We start from the raw sequence: 13,891 nt of genomic DNA, 5'->3' as shown, positions 1-13,891 counted from the left end.
CGACAGCGTGATGAAACCGCCGCAACTCTTCGCCGTCGGCTGCGTGGCTACAGGCATCGAAACCGAAACAGACCAACTGGAGGAAAACAGATGTTCAAGACAACCGTTGCCGCCGCCGCGCTCGCCGCCATGACCGTTCCGGCGCTTGCCGCAAGCCACGAAGAAGGCGGAAACCCGATGGTAGGTGGCGCTGAAATGTTCGCCGACAAGAACATCGTCGAGAACGCGATGAACTCGGCCGACCACACCACGCTCGTCGCTGCCGTGCAGGCCGCCGGACTGGTGGAGACGCTTCAGGGCGAAGGCCCGTTCACCGTGTTCGCACCGACCAACGCCGCGTTCGAGGCTCTGCCGGAAGGCACGGTCGAAGACCTGCTGAAGCCGGAAAACAAGGAGCAGCTTACGAAAGTACTGACCTGTCACGTGGTCGCGGCCGACGCGATGTCGGACGCCATCAAGGGCATGATCGACGACGACGGTGGCGAGCACCCGGTGCCGACCGTGGGCGGTTGCACGCTGCAAGCCACCTATGACGGCGACGAAATCATGATCGAGGACGAAAACGGCAACGTCGCCAACGTCACGATCGCGGATGTCGACCAGTCGAATGGCGTGATCCACGTGATCGACAAGGTGCTTCTGCCCGCGATGTAAGCCGCGCAGCCCACGCTCACGGCTTAACGGAAGGTCGCCCGGATTATTTGGTCCGGGCGGCCTTTTTCGTTGGTGGCGCCGTGGCGGCGCCGGGCCGAGGGGGCCAAATTTTCGCCACGCTTTGTGACTATGCGTTCACCATGACACAGGTTTCGCATCTTCCCGACGCTTTCGGCCCCGCTCCGCTCAGGACATGGGGATTCTGGGCGATCGTCACCGGCGCGCTGGCCGTCATGGTCGTGTGTTTCTACATCTACGGCCCGACGCTGGAACCGCAGCCCTCGGCTGCACAACAGATCGGTGAAATCGCGGGAGAGATGAAGCGGGCCGCGTGGCGCGCCTTCCTCGGGATGGAGGCGGAAGCGGCTGCACCTGCGCCGGAGCCTTCGCTTTTCATGCGCTACCTGCCGTTCGCCGGCCCTGCGCTTGGGCTTGTCGCGGTCGTGCTCTCGGCGGTCTCGCTTATCCGGCGGGAGGACCGCAAACTTGCCGGATATGGTGTCGCGCTGGGTGGCGGGGCCGTGCTGTTTCAGGTGTTCTGGTGGTTCGCCGCGCTGATCGTCTGCGCGATCCTTTTCGTGAAAATCATCGAGAATCTCGACGGCTTCTTCAGCTTGCCGTGGGACTGACGGGGGCCTGACCGCCGCCGCCCGCGACGAAAAACGCCCCCGCAGAGGATGCGAGGGCGTTCGTGATGTCGTGTCTTTCGCGGGGCGTCAGACCGGGGCTTTTTCCGCTTCGACCGCAGCGGCGGGTTCCGCCTCTTCATGCTCGGCGAGGAATTTCTCGGCGTCGAGCGCGGCCATGCAGCCCATGCCCGCGCTGGTCACGGCCTGCCGGTAGATGTGATCCGTCAGGTCGCCCGCGGCGAACACGCCGGGGATCGAGGTGCGGGTGGTCCCCGGCTCGACCTTCACGTAACCGCCGTTGTGCAACTCGAGCTGGTCTTTCACCAGCTCCGATGCAGGCGCGTGGCCGATGGCGATGAACACGCCCTTGGCGTCCAGTTCGGTCACCGCGTCGGTCTTGACGTTACGGACCTTCACGCCCTCGACGCCCAGCGGCATGTCGGTGCCGGTGACCTCTTCGAGCACGTGGTCCCACATCACTTCGATCTTCGGGTTCTTTTCGAGCCGGTCGATCAGGATCTTCTCGGCCCGGAATTCGCCCCGGCGATGGATGACGGTGACCTTGGAGGCGAAGTTCGTCAGGAACAGCGCCTCTTCCACGGCGGTGTTGCCGCCGCCGACCACGATGATTTCCTGCCCGCGATAGAAGAAGCCGTCGCAGGTGGCGCAGGCGGAAACGCCGAAGCCCTTGAACTTCTCTTCCGTCTCGAGCCCCAGCCACTTGGCGCGCGCGCCGGTGGCCAAGATCACCGCCTCGGCCTCATAGGTCGCGCCGCTGTCGGCCTTGGCCACGAAGGGCCGCTTGGACAGGTCGAGGTCGGTGATGATGTCGGTGATGACCTCGGTCCCCATCGCTTTGGCGTGGGCTTCCATGTTGACCATGAGTTCGGGGCCCTGAATCTCGGTGAAGCCCGGATAGTTCTCGACCTCGGTCGTGGTGGTCAGCTGGCCGCCCGGCTCCATCCCCTGCACGAGGATCGGTTTCAGCATGGCGCGTGCGGCGTAGATTGCGGCGGTGTAGCCCGCCGGGCCCGATCCGATGATCAGGACGCGGGTGTGATGAGTGCCGGACATGACGAATCCCTTCGAATTTCTCGTTTCCCAGCATATAGGGGGAGGGACATGGTGCCGAAACCCCTTGCGACACCTTGCCGGATCGGCGCGCGGGCCCGACAGGATATTGCGCAAGTGCGAAATATTATTGCGCAGCCGGGGCCGTAGCGGTAAGGTTCGCGAAACCGCAGGGGAACGGCACATGGCGCATTCAAAACTCGACCCGATCGACCGGATGATCCTGGCCGAGTTGCAGGCCGACGGACGCATGACCAACGTCGAACTGGCCAAGCGCGTCGGGATCTCGGCGCCGCCCTGCCTGCGCCGTGTGCGCACGCTGGAGGAGGCGGGTTACATCAAGGGCTATCACGCCGACGTGGACAGCCGCGCGCTGGGCTTCGAGGTTCAGGTGTTCGCGATGGTCGGACTTGTCAGTCAGGCCGAAGCGGACCTGTCCCGGTTCGAGCAGCGCTGTCGCGACTGGCCGCTCGTGCGCGAATGCCACATGCTGAACGGCGAGGTGGATTTCATCCTGAAATGCGTGGCACCGGACCTGTCGACCTTCCAGAGCTTCCTGACCGAGCAACTGACGGCGGCCGAGAACGTAGCGAGCGTAAAGACCTCGCTGGTGATCCGCGACGCCAAGGACGAACCGGGCGTGCCCTTCGACGTGCTGGAAGCGCGGATGACGGCGCAGGCGTAAAAGCCACAGGCGGCGATTTGTCCGCAGCTTGCGACTTGTGAGATTGAACGGTCCGGTTAAGGTCATCTGCGGGACGAAGCGCAGAGGGGAACCTGCCTTGAAGAAACTTGTTCGTAATCTGGCCTGCGTCGGTGCCGTCGCGGCGCTTTCGGGGTGTATGGGAACCGGAACTACGTCCGTTACTACCGTAAACAATATTGGCGAGATTTTTGACCCGAATGCGCCAGCTTGGGATCTCAATTCTTACCTCCCAGACCCCAATGAAAACACCGCAGCCGTAACAAACTCGTTTCAGGACACGTCCTTCAAGACCATTTTCGACGGCGTGAGATCTGCGGACAACAAGGCGGTCCTCACTTGGAACGACAAGTTGGATCAGGTTGCCCAATCCTATGCAGGCTACTTGGTGGATACAGGTCAGTTTACCCATCGAGGTGGCGCCAGCGACATTGCCTCACGTGTGACTGCGTCGGGTTACTCGTACCAAAAGGTTGGAGAGAATTTGGCGCGTGGTCAGCAAACTGAAGAGGCCGCAATGACGTCCTGGCAGAATTCTCCGGGGCACAACGCGAACCTACTCGACCCTGCATTTGAGGAATTCGGTTTGGGAGTGTCAGGCACGGGGCAGGATATCACTTGGGTGCTGGTCCTCGCCGATCCGCTGTAACGCGGGCCGCGCGTCAGTAGGCTGATCCAAGGACGATGAGGATGGACGGGTCGGGTTCACGGCTGGCCCATCCCGCCCGTGCGCTCCCTCAGATGTGATCGCGGCGCGTTGCCCCACGAACACGGATTCGGGCGTCGAGGCGAGATTCTTTGGCCATTGCCATTGAATTTCTTAGGCTATTCCCCGTTAACTGGCACGCGGAGAACAGTTTTTTTCGCGCGAGTCGCTCTGTCAGGCGGCGGGCTTATCCGGGGGATGTTGAATTGATTGGCAAGCGTATCGTGAAACTTGTGGCCGGGCTTGCGCTGGCCGGGGTCCTCGCGGCCTGTGAAACCGTGCCCACGGAAACCGCCGTCACCTCGAATGGCGAGGTGCTTCCGTTCGTGTCGCCGCGCACGTTGTCGATGTATCGCGAATTCGACGACGGCCAGTTCGTCGTGCCCGCCGTGCCGCGCCAATACCTGTCGGAAGAGGTCGCGCGGCAATACGTGCCGTATTACTCGCCCTATGCCGAGGGCACGATCGTGGTCGATCCCTACGCCTTCAAGCTCTACCTGATCTCGGGCCCGAACGAGGCGATGCGCTATAGCGTGGGTGTCGGCAAGGCGGGCTTCGGGCTGACCGGCGAGGCGCGGGTCAACCACCAGAAGGATTGGCCCTACTGGACGCCGACCGCCAACATGCTGCGGCGCGAGCCTGAAAAATACGGTCCGGTGCGTGGCGGTATGGAGGGCGGCCTCGACAACCCGCTGGGCGCACGGGCGCTTTATCTCTACCGCGGCGGGCGCGACACGCTTTATCGCATTCACGGCACGCCTTACCCGTGGACCGTGGGCGGACAGGAATCGGGCGGGTGCATCCGCATGTTCCATCAGGATGCCATTCACCTTGCCGCCAATGTCGAGAACGGCACGCGGGTCGTCATCCTGAGCCAGAACCAGACCGGCATGTACACGGTGGCCGAGGACGTGGCCTCCTGACAGCGGATCGCCGCCGGACCCCACGCGAACGTGCGTGCGTGATGGTGGGACTCTGTGTATGATCTGCCGCAAAACATAATGCGAGCAGGCAACCCTATGACACGACCCATCCGGCGGCGCGCCGCCGTCACCCTTTCCTTGTGCGCCGTTCTCGTCCTGGCGGCCTGCGGGTCATCCTCGACACGCGGGCGCATGGCGAACCCAAGGCCGCTTTTACCCGAAAACTATCAGGCTGCGGGCATCCCGTCGCAATTCGGCGACACCGACCCGATCGACTGGACCGAACATGACATCCGGCCCTCGGCCTATCCGGTGCACGGGATCGACGCCTCGCGGTATCAGGGCGACATCGATTTCGCGACGGCACGGGCGAACGGGGTGAACTTCGCCTGGCTGAAGGTGACGGAGGGGGGCGATCACCTCGACCCCGGATACGAGATCAACGCGCCGCGCGCGAGGGCGGCGGGCGTGCCTGTGGGCGGGTATCACTTCTACTACTTCTGCCGGACCCCGGCAGAGCAGGCCCGGTGGTTCATCAAGAACGTCCCGCGTGTGGCGGGCGACCTCCCCCCGATGCTGGACATGGAGTGGAACCACCAATCGCGGACCTGCAACCGTCGCCCGGACGCCGAGACCGTGCGCGACGAGATCCGGCAATACGCGGCCATCGTGACCAGCCATTACGGCACGCCCCCCGTGATCTACGTGACACCCGATTTCTATGCCGAGAACGAGCTGGGCAAGCTTGCCGGGTACGAGTTCTGGCTGCGCTCGGTCGCGGCACATCCGTCGGAGCGGTATCCCGACGAACGCTGGACGTTCTGGCAATACTCCGGGACCGGGGTCGCCAAGGGCGTGAAGGGGAACGTGGACCTCAACGCCTTCGCGGGCAGCGTGGAAAGCTGGGTCGGCTGGCTTACGGGGCGGCGTCAGCAGTAGGCGCGTGGCGCGGCGTGTCGGTGCGATTCAAGATACTAGAATCCTAGTATTCTAGTATCTTTGGCGGGGCATTTTCGGATTTTAAATCAGCGAGTTGCAGCGAAATTCCGCCCGTTTGCTTGGCAAGAAACAAAAAAAGCCGCCCCATGCCGGGGCGGCTCTTTCATCGATATCGACCGCGTCAGGCCGCTTTGGCCCGCAGGCGCACCTGCTTGCGGTTGCCGCGATGGAACGGGAGATCGATCTTCTCCGTCTTGGCGGTTTCGACAATCGACTTGATCCAGCGTTGCTTCGACATATTCGGCCTCTCGTCTCTCGCGGGGTCGGCGCCCCGGCGTGTTTCGTTTCGTTGAGACCATGAAGCGCCTGAAATTGGGCGAGTCTGGGGCAGGTTCGGGGAAAGATACGGCCCGTTTGGGGGCCATTTTGGAAACAATCGCGCCCGACTGTTTCGACTGTCAGAGGCGGATCGCGGAAATCAGGCGGCCGTAGTCGGCCTCGTTCCGGTGAACCGACCGGCGATAGGAATAGAACCGGGCCGGGTCGGCATAGGTGCAGTGCTGGGTCCATTCGGCGTGGCCCACGCCGGCCTCGCGCAAGCGGTGGAGGCCGAAGGCGGGCAAGTCGAACTGCACGCGGTCGCCCGCGCCGCCCGCGAAGAAGCGACCGTTTTCCGGGTCTTCGTCCATGAAACGCTCCATGAACTCCGGCCCGACCTCGTAATTCGGTTGGCTGATGGTGGGGCCGATGACGGCATGGATGTTCTCGCGCTTGGCCCCCAGCGCGACCATCGCATCGACGGTCGCCTCAAGCACGCCTTCGATGGCGCCGCGCCATCCGGCATGGGCGGCACCCACGACGCCAGCCTCGCGATCCGCGAACAGCACCGGCTCGCAATCGGCGGTGAGCACCGTCAGCACGATGCCGGGGGTGTTCGTCACCAGCCCGTCCGCCTTGGGCCTGTCGCCGTGCTGCGGTTCCGTCACGGTCACGACATCGGGGGAGTGGACCTGATGAACCCCCGCGATGTCCACGGGCTCAGCCCCCATGGCCGCTGCCATGCGCGCGCGGTTCATCGCCACGGCGTCGGCCTGATCGTCGGACCCGCCGCCGCAGTTCAGCCCGGCATAGACGCCCGACGACGCGCCGCCCTTGCGGGTGAAGAACCCGTGGCGGATACCGTCCAATGCGCTTGCGGTGATGATTTCGAGGTTCATGTCTCGAGCCCCGGCAACATGGCTGCCCCTTCCGGCACGAATGCGAGTGTCTTGAACAGGGTTCCCATTTCATCGGGGTGCGTCAAGCGGCGATGCGCGGCGACATGGCGGGTGAGCGGTTCTCCCTCCAGCCGGGCGGCGAGGGCTTGGGCGCGCGCCGTGATGCCGAGCCGTTCCAGAAAGACCCCCTGTGGCGTGAGGCGGGAATGGGTGAGGCGGGGGGCGGCCAGCGCCAGTGCCTCGAAATCCACATGTGCGGTCAGGTCCGTCGCGCCGGGATTGGCGAGCGGTTCGGCGGCTTCGTGCTTGGCGACGGCCTGAAGCGTGTCGCCGAGCGAGTGCCAGTCGCCGTAGTCGATGACGAGGGCGGCACCGCCCTGCGCGGCGATACGCCGGTCGATTTCCGCCATGACGGCATCGGCTGCGGGACGCAGTTCGACGAGGTCGCCCGGTTGTGCGTCGGTCCACCGGTCGAGTGGCGCATGGGCGGTCGGGCCGCCGAGGCCGAAGGTGAGCGCACCGTCTTTCAGCCCCACCTGCCGCTCGCGCCAGTCGTCCGCGTCGCGCTGGAACTGGCGCACGGGCAGGGCGTCGAAGAATTCGTTGGCGACGAGGAAAAGGGGGCCGTTTGGCGCATCCTCCAAACTGTCCACCCACGTGACGCCATAGCCCGTGAGCGTCGCCTGTTGGCGTTCGCGCAGACGGGGCGAGGCTTCGACCAGCACGATCCGCGCGGCGTCGTGAAACCCCGGCACGCCCCGCGTGGCACGCAGGATGTCGGCCAGGAGGGTGCCGCGACCGGGGCCAAGCTCGGCCAGAACGAAGGGGGTGGGCGATCCCTGATCCATCCAGCCTTGTGCCAGACACAGCCCGACCAGCTCCCCGAACATCTGCGAAATCTCGGGCGACGTGGTGAAATCGCCCGCGGTGCCGAAAGGGTCGCGCGTCGTATAATAGCCGTGCTCGGGATCGAGCAGGCATTCGGCCATGAAATCGGCCACGCTCATCGGCCCGGTGCCTTCGATCCGGGCGCGGAGTTTGTCGGCGAGGCTCACGTCCGGCTGCGGCGGGCCGCCCAGATCAGGGTGGCGATGCCGACGAGGATCATGGGGGTGGACAGAAGCTGGCCCATCGTGATGCCGAAGGAGGGCGAACCGATGACGTAACCCATCGGATTGTCCAGCGTGATGAACTGCGCGTCCGCCTGCCGGAAGAATTCGACGATGAACCGGGCAAGGCCGTAGCCCAGAAAGAACAGACCTGCGAGCATGGCGGGGCGTTTCAGCCAGCCGCGTTTGAAAGCGAGGTACAAAAGAACCGTGCCAAGGATCACGCCTTCGAGAAGCGCCTCGTAAAGCTGCGAAGGATGGCGGGCACAGACCTCGCCCGCCGTGGCGCAGGCCTGTGCGGCGGGGCCGGGGAAGACCACGCCCCAAGGCGCATCGGTCGGACGGCCCCAAAGCTCGCCGTTGACGAAATTCGCGATCCGCACGAGGGCGAGGGCCGGGGGCGTGGCGATGGCCAGAAGATCGGCGACGGAGGCGGTGACCAGACCGTGCTTGCGCGAAAACAGGATCACGCCGACGACCACGCCAAGAAACCCGCCGTGGAACGCCATGCCGCCCTGCCAGATCTTGAAGATGTCGACCGGGTTCTGAAGGTAGTATCCGGGTTGGTAGAACAGCACGAACCCAAGCCGTCCACCAAGGATGATGCCCGCCACCATCCACGTCACGAGCTCTTCGAGCTGGGCGCGCGTCATGGCGGGGTTTTCGTCACGCCACAGCGGCGGGCGCGAGATCGCCATGCGGATGATCCACCACCCGATCCCGATGCCGACGATATAGCCCAGCGCATACCAGCGAATCGCGAAATGCAGTCCGAACAGATCGAATGCGAACGCCTCTGGCGACAGGTTCGGAAATTGGATTGCAGCCCACATGGCCGTTTGGTGCGCCGGTCGCGCGGCAGTGTCAACCTGTCACGCTCTGTTGAGAATCGCGGCCATCTTGCCCATATAGTGAACAAGCACCGGCCCAAGGGCGTTCATTCATGAGGGCCGGGCAACAGGAGATCGAAATGCAGACGCGAAACAAGGTGCTGGACGACCTGTCTCAGCTCATGACCAATGCAATGGGCGTGGCGCAGGGGGCGCGGACCGAAGCCGAGACGGCGATGAAAAGCTGGATGGACCGCTGGCTCGCCGACCGCGATTTCGTGACTCGCGAAGAATTCGACGCGGTGCGCGCGATGGCGCAGAAGGCCCGCGAGGAGAACGAAGCCCTGAAGGCCCGCATCGAAGCGATGGAAGCGGGGGCTGCAAAAAAGCCCGCGGCGAAAGAGTGATGCCTTACGTCACGGCCCTGGTTGCGGCCGTGGCGATCAGTCTTTCGGCAACGGTCGCTTCTGCCTGTAACCTTCCCCCCAATGCGGCGAGCCTTATGGCCGACGCCGGATCGCAGATGAATTCCGTGCGATCCGCGAACGGGCGCGCGACCCTGAGACGGGATGCGCGGCTGGACCGCGCGGCCCAGCGCCACGCCTGCTGGATGTCCACGAACGGCACGTTTTCGCATCAGGGCGGCGGCAACTCGAGCCCGAGCGACAGGATCGCTGCGACCGGGTATCCCGCGCGCATGACCTCCGAGAATATCGCGCAGGGCCAGTCGTCCGGGTCCGAACTCATGTCGGACTGGATGATGTCGCAGGGCCACCGCGAGAACATCCTGCGCCGCGCCGCGCAGGATTACGGCGTCGGCGTCGCGCTTCTGAGCGGGCGCGTGGTCTGGGTCATGCTCTACGCCGCGCAATAGCCCGCGTTTCACGAAACCCGCATTCGTCAGGCATACTCCGTCGCTTTGAATGCCGTGGCTTGGCTTTTTTCGATCCCGAGCTTCTATTTCAGGATCGGGGGCTTCGACGGGTCGGACCCCGGAGCTTTGCGCTCCACGGGTTCGGGCGCTTCGGGTTCCGGCATTTCGAAGCGCAGGCCGACGCGGGCCAGCCGTTCCGCGACCGGATCGGTTGCATCGAAGAAAGCCACGTCCAGCCGCTGATCGGCCCCGGAAAACGTCATCGCCTCCTGCGCGGCGCGGGCCAGCGGTTCGTGAGCATCCGGGTCGGCGTCGATGAACGCGAGAACCAGCCCCTGGCTGTCATCGTCATACAACGCGCGGGCGAGCGTCGCGTGGTCGCAGAACCGGCCCGCCGCCGCAAGCTTGCCCTGTAGCCCGGTGATGAGCCGGTCGGTCAGACCCGTGGGCGGTTCGAGCGCGCGGACCTGGCTTTCCACCTCTTCCGGTGCGGGGCCAAGCGTCTGGGCGAGCCAGTCGACGGCGGCAGCAGGGATCAGGATGGAGGATGGGGCGGCGCCGAGGTTGACGCCCAGACCGATGCCAGACCCCGCGATCATCGCCGCGACGACGCGACCGGGCAGGGCGGCATAGGGCGCCGGTCCTTCCGAGAACGTGGACAGCCGATCCTCCCGGTCGAACACCAGCACGTAGCGGTCGGGCGGCTCGCCCTCGGCCGCTTCCAGTTCGAAAATCTCAGGGTTCACAGAGTCGCCCCGCGATTCTTCCTTGAGCAGCAGGAACAGTTCGTCATCCGCCAGACGCTCGTAAAACCCGAGCCGGGCGGCATCGTCATCGAGGTCGGCCTGCATCGCCGCATGCGCGATATCGAGCGGTGTCTCTTCGGTCATGGGTTCAACGCCTCCGCCACACGGGTTCTGAGGACCGGAAGAAGATCGGCCTCGAACCACGGGTTTTTCCTGAGCCACCCGGTATTGCGCCACGACGGATGAGGCAAGGGCAGTATGCCCGGCAGATGGTCGCGCCAGCCGCGCACCGTGTCGGTCAGGCTGGCGCGCGTGCCAAGATAGCGGCGCTGGGCATAGGCCCCGACAAGCAGCGTCAGGGTCGGTGCGAGCGTGGCGTCGACCGCGTCGTGCCATGTTTCGGCGCAGACCCGAGGTGGGGGAAGGTCCGACCCACGCGCGTCGTAGCCGGGAAAGCAGAACGCCATCGGCGTGATCGCGATGCGTGCGCGGTCATAGAAGGTGTCGCGGTCCACGCCCATCCAGTCGCGCAGCCGGTCGCCGGACGGGTCATTGAACGGAATCCCGCTTTCGTGAACCCGCAGTCCCGGCGCCTGTCCGATCACGCGCAGGCGCGCGGACGGGTCGAACCACGCCACGGGGCGCGGCTCATGCCCGGTCGCCGTCGCGCGAAATGCGGCGGCGCAAATGCGGCATTTCCTGATCTGATCCGCGAGGGGGTCGGTGCCTTGCATAACAGGAGGTTAAGCGTGACGAGCCGCGTCAACAATACGCCGGACACACACAGAACTTTTCACGAATTGTCCACCGTCGTGCCCCAATTCGGTCCCTAAGGGCAGGTTATCCATAGTGCGTGCCGTCCCGACGGGGTCGGAATTCGTACGAGTCTTTGGGATCGGTTTACCCCCAGGATTTGAGGGCAAAATGGCAACCAGCAGGCTGAGCGCCTATTACATCGGCACCTATGCCGATCTGGACCTCGCAGAGGGCGACACGGTTGCAAAGACCGCCGGTCGGCTCGTGGGGTTTCGGCTTGGCGATGCCCAGCACCCGGCGCATTCCCGCGAAAACACGTTGATCCTGACCGATTGCGGCGAGGATCGCGCGGACACCCTGACCTGGGGTGGACGCAGCGCCGACATGCTGGCTTCGCTCCACATCTCGGTGAAGCTGACCTATACGGATCGTAAGACCGATACGACGTGGATGATCGTGTTGCAGGACGATGCGGGCCGCGTGTTCCTGACACCGTTCGCGGACGGGTCCGAGTTCTCCGAAGCCTTCGTCGAGAAGCCGATCCAGACCATCGAAATCGAGACGATCACGGGCGAACATTACCGCGCGGCGGTCAAGAAGCTGGCCGATCAGGGTTACGTCTGTTTCGGCTCGGACACGCGGATCGAAACGCCTGACGGACTGCGCAAGGTCGTGCGCCTGAAGCCCGGCGATCTCGTGAACACGGTCGACCACGGCCCGCAGCCGATCCGCTGGGTCGCGATGCGCCGTTTGGGGCCGCTTGAACTGCGCGCCAATCCGGCGATCCGCCCGATCCGCGTCAAGAAGGGCGCGCTGGGCCACGGCTTGCCGGAGCGCGACGTGCTGCTTTCGCCGCAACACCGGGTTCTGGTGCGCTCGCGCCTTGCCATGCGGATGTTCGGGACGACCGAGGTGCTGGTCGCGGTGAAATCGCTTCTGGGCCTGCCCGGTTTCGAGGTGGCCGAGGATGTGGGCGGGGTCATCTACGTTCACCTGCTGTTCGACGATCACGAGGTCATCATGGCCGATGGCGCACCGATGGAGAGCCTGTTTCTGGGGACCGGTGCGCGGGAAGCGGTCGGGCAGGAGGCGCTGGAGGAAATCCGCGCGATCATGCCCGAACTGGTCGATATGATGGTCGCCGGAAACGGCAGCCCGGCCCGCCCGTTGACCGACAGCGACCGGGCCGCCGAGATGGGGCAGATCCACCGGCAAAGCGACGTCGCGCTGATCGCGGGGTTCTGAGGCGACACCGGGCGGCATTGAGCCTGACCTGACGTTTCGCTACACGGGCTGAAACCCTGTGGAGACGTCACGCGCATGTATCGGGTCTGGAACTTCATCGCCAATTACTCGGTCCTGCTCGTCGGCGGCGCGTTGATCGCGCTCGTCTGGGCGAACCTCGACACCGAAAGTTACCGCCATTTCATTCACTATCCGCTGTGGTTCAACGGCTGGATCGGTCTCGACCTGCATGCATGGGACGCGGCTTTCGGGCCCGAAGCGGGTCGGTTCGAAACCGGCGATGTCGAGAGCGTGCTGACCGTACAGGGGCTGGTGAACGATTTGCTCATGGCGTTTTTCTTCGCTTTCGCGGGCAAGGAGGTGTGGGAGGCGCTGATCCTGAAACGCGGCGCCCTGCGGGGGCGCAAGGCCGCCACGCCCTTGATCGCGACCCTTGGCGGGATGCTTGGACCGATCGTCGTCTTTCTCTCGTTGGCCACGCTCATGGGGTCCGACATCTATGACGCGGTGGCCCGCGGCTGGGCGGTTCCGACCGCTTCGGACATCGCGTTTTCCTATGTCGTCGGGCGGGTCGTGTTCGGGGCGGGGCACCCGGCGCTCAGGTTCCTGCTGCTTCTCGCCATCGCCGACGATGCGGGCGGGCTCGTCATCCTCGCCCTGTTCTACCCGCCGGGCAATTTCGCGCCGGAATGGCTTGCCGTGTCGCTGTTCGCTTCGGTCTTCGTCTATCTCGCCTTCAACCTCATCCCGCGTCGGATGGATCGGGGCGACCAGACGCGGGCGCGGTCGACATGGGTGCGCCTGCACCTCAAATGGTATCCCTACGCCATTGCCGGGATCGTCAGTCTGCTCGCCTTCACGCAGTCGGGTCTTCACCCCGCGCTCGGGCTGCTGCCCGTCATTCCGGCCATTCCCCATGCCGACCGGGCCTTCGGTATCTTCGCCGAGGCCGAGACGCATCTGCACGACATCCTGAACCAGATCGAACATGCGCTACAGATCCCGGTCGAGTTGATCCTGTTCCTGTTTGGGCTGGTGAACGCCGGGGTGGCGTTCGCGGCCTTGGCCGAGCCGACATGGCTGGTTCTGGGCGGGCTGGTCATCGGCAAGCCCGTCGGCATCTTCCTGTTCGGGCTTGTCGCGGCGCGGCTCTTGCGGCTCGGCTTGCCCGAAGGGATGCGCGTGGCCGATCTTTTCATCGTCGGTATCGTCGCCGCGATGGGGTTCACGGTGGCGCTGTTCTTCGCGGCAGCCGCCTTCGACCCCGGGCCGGTGCAGGACGCGGCCAAGATCGGCGCCTTCTTCAGTCTGGGGGCCGCGATCCTTGCCATTGCACTGGGTAAATTGTTGCGGGTCCAGAAACGCCGGACCTGAATCGGGCGCGTCGTGTACGATCCGGACCAAAGATCACCGGGTATTGTGCCGTTTTCCGGCCCAATTCCGAGACAAAGCGTTGTATTGAAGGCGTTTGATCCGACATAATGACGCC

16 protein-coding genes are annotated in these 13,891 nt (G+C 64.5%); 10 read left to right on the top strand and 6 right to left on the bottom strand.

Annotated elements, in window-relative coordinates; all coding sequences use genetic code 11:
- The first annotated feature begins 90 nt into the window (after positions 1-90).
- Both FCT00_RS01690 and FCT00_RS01685 read left to right on the top strand, forming a co-directional pair.
- Positions 91-654 (top strand): fasciclin domain-containing protein, encoded by a 564-nt coding sequence (locus FCT00_RS01690; RefSeq protein WP_008334579.1) that lies wholly within the window; start codon positions 91-93, stop codon positions 652-654.
- A 140-nt stretch (positions 655-794) separates the two neighbouring features.
- Positions 795-1,283, top strand: a complete 489-nt coding sequence (locus tag FCT00_RS01685) for a hypothetical protein (RefSeq protein WP_138421594.1) — start codon at positions 795-797, stop codon at positions 1,281-1,283.
- 87 nt (positions 1,284-1,370) lie between these two features.
- On the opposite strand, the gene trxB is transcribed toward FCT00_RS01685, so the two are convergent.
- On the bottom strand, positions 1,371-2,357 hold the full coding sequence (gene trxB, locus FCT00_RS01680; RefSeq protein WP_138421593.1) for a thioredoxin-disulfide reductase: 987 nt from the start codon (positions 2,355-2,357) through the stop codon (positions 1,371-1,373).
- Positions 2,358-2,538: 181 nt separating this feature from the next.
- On the opposite strand from trxB, the gene FCT00_RS01675 reads away from it, so the two are divergent.
- The 4 genes from FCT00_RS01675 to FCT00_RS01660 all read left to right on the top strand — a co-directional run bounded on the left by FCT00_RS01675 (position 2,539) and on the right by FCT00_RS01660 (position 5,625).
- Entirely contained in the window at positions 2,539-3,039 is a 501-nt protein-coding gene (locus tag FCT00_RS01675) for an Lrp/AsnC family transcriptional regulator (RefSeq protein WP_008334582.1), read from the top strand.
- Between the two features lie 97 nt (positions 3,040-3,136).
- Positions 3,137-3,706 (top strand): CAP domain-containing protein, encoded by a 570-nt coding sequence (locus FCT00_RS01670; RefSeq protein WP_138421592.1) that lies wholly within the window; start codon positions 3,137-3,139, stop codon positions 3,704-3,706.
- Positions 3,707-3,969: 263 nt separating this feature from the next.
- Positions 3,970-4,686 (top strand): L,D-transpeptidase, encoded by a 717-nt coding sequence (locus FCT00_RS01665; protein WP_138421591.1) that lies wholly within the window; start codon positions 3,970-3,972, stop codon positions 4,684-4,686.
- Positions 4,687-4,782: 96 nt separating this feature from the next.
- On the top strand, positions 4,783-5,625 hold the full coding sequence (locus FCT00_RS01660; RefSeq protein ID WP_040885242.1) for a glycoside hydrolase family 25 protein: 843 nt from the start codon (positions 4,783-4,785) through the stop codon (positions 5,623-5,625).
- A 458-nt stretch (positions 5,626-6,083) separates the two neighbouring features.
- Here FCT00_RS01660 and pgeF read toward each other — a convergent pair whose 3' ends face one another.
- The 3 genes from pgeF to lgt are packed head-to-tail and all read right to left on the bottom strand — an operon-like array spanning position 6,084 to position 8,784.
- The gene (pgeF, locus tag FCT00_RS01655) at positions 6,084-6,842 is read right to left on the bottom strand and encodes a peptidoglycan editing factor PgeF (protein WP_138421590.1); all 759 of its coding nucleotides are present in this window, start codon (positions 6,840-6,842) and stop codon (positions 6,084-6,086) included.
- On the bottom strand, positions 6,839-7,897 hold the full coding sequence (locus FCT00_RS01650) for a class I SAM-dependent methyltransferase (RefSeq protein WP_138421589.1): 1,059 nt from the start codon (positions 7,895-7,897) through the stop codon (positions 6,839-6,841). Before FCT00_RS01650 ends, pgeF begins: the two co-directional genes overlap by 4 nt.
- Complete coding sequence (lgt, locus tag FCT00_RS01645) at positions 7,894-8,784, bottom strand: prolipoprotein diacylglyceryl transferase (protein ID WP_138421588.1); 891 nt, start codon at positions 8,782-8,784, stop codon at positions 7,894-7,896. The genes FCT00_RS01650 and lgt overlap by 4 nt, the downstream gene beginning before the upstream one ends.
- A gap of 137 nt (positions 8,785-8,921) precedes the next feature.
- On the opposite strand from lgt, the gene FCT00_RS01640 reads away from it, so the two are divergent.
- Together FCT00_RS01640 and FCT00_RS01635 are read left to right on the top strand one after the other, a co-directional pair.
- A complete protein-coding gene (locus FCT00_RS01640; RefSeq protein WP_040885244.1) occupies positions 8,922-9,188 on the top strand; it encodes an accessory factor UbiK family protein in 267 nt (88 codons plus the stop codon).
- A gap of 29 nt (positions 9,189-9,217) precedes the next feature.
- The gene (locus tag FCT00_RS01635) at positions 9,218-9,655 is read left to right on the top strand and encodes a CAP domain-containing protein (protein ID WP_171042849.1); all 438 of its coding nucleotides are present in this window, start codon (positions 9,218-9,220) and stop codon (positions 9,653-9,655) included.
- A gap of 83 nt (positions 9,656-9,738) precedes the next feature.
- Here FCT00_RS01635 and FCT00_RS01630 read toward each other — a convergent pair whose 3' ends face one another.
- Together FCT00_RS01630 and FCT00_RS01625 are read right to left on the bottom strand one after the other, a co-directional pair.
- Positions 9,739-10,545, bottom strand: a complete 807-nt coding sequence (locus FCT00_RS01630; RefSeq protein ID WP_138421587.1) for an SseB family protein — start codon at positions 10,543-10,545, stop codon at positions 9,739-9,741.
- Positions 10,542-11,135: a uracil-DNA glycosylase family protein gene (locus FCT00_RS01625; protein ID WP_138421586.1), complete on the bottom strand. Its 594-nt coding sequence runs from the start codon at positions 11,133-11,135 to the stop codon at positions 10,542-10,544. Before FCT00_RS01625 ends, FCT00_RS01630 begins: the two co-directional genes overlap by 4 nt.
- A 190-nt stretch (positions 11,136-11,325) precedes the next feature.
- Between FCT00_RS01625 and FCT00_RS01620 the strand changes: the two genes are divergently transcribed.
- Entirely contained in the window at positions 11,326-12,402 is a 1,077-nt protein-coding gene (locus FCT00_RS01620) for a Hint domain-containing protein (protein ID WP_138421585.1), read from the top strand.
- A gap of 75 nt (positions 12,403-12,477) precedes the next feature.
- Positions 12,478-13,776, top strand: coding sequence for a Na+/H+ antiporter NhaA (locus FCT00_RS01615; RefSeq protein WP_138421584.1), 1,299 nt, complete (start codon positions 12,478-12,480; stop codon positions 13,774-13,776).
- Positions 13,777-13,891 lie beyond the last annotated feature (115 nt).

Origin of the sequence: Maritimibacter alexandrii (genome assembly GCF_005871115.1) — a bacterium.
Taxonomy (GTDB): domain Bacteria; phylum Pseudomonadota; class Alphaproteobacteria; order Rhodobacterales; family Rhodobacteraceae; genus Maritimibacter; species Maritimibacter alkaliphilus.
This window is presented reverse-complemented; position numbering and strand designations above follow the sequence as displayed.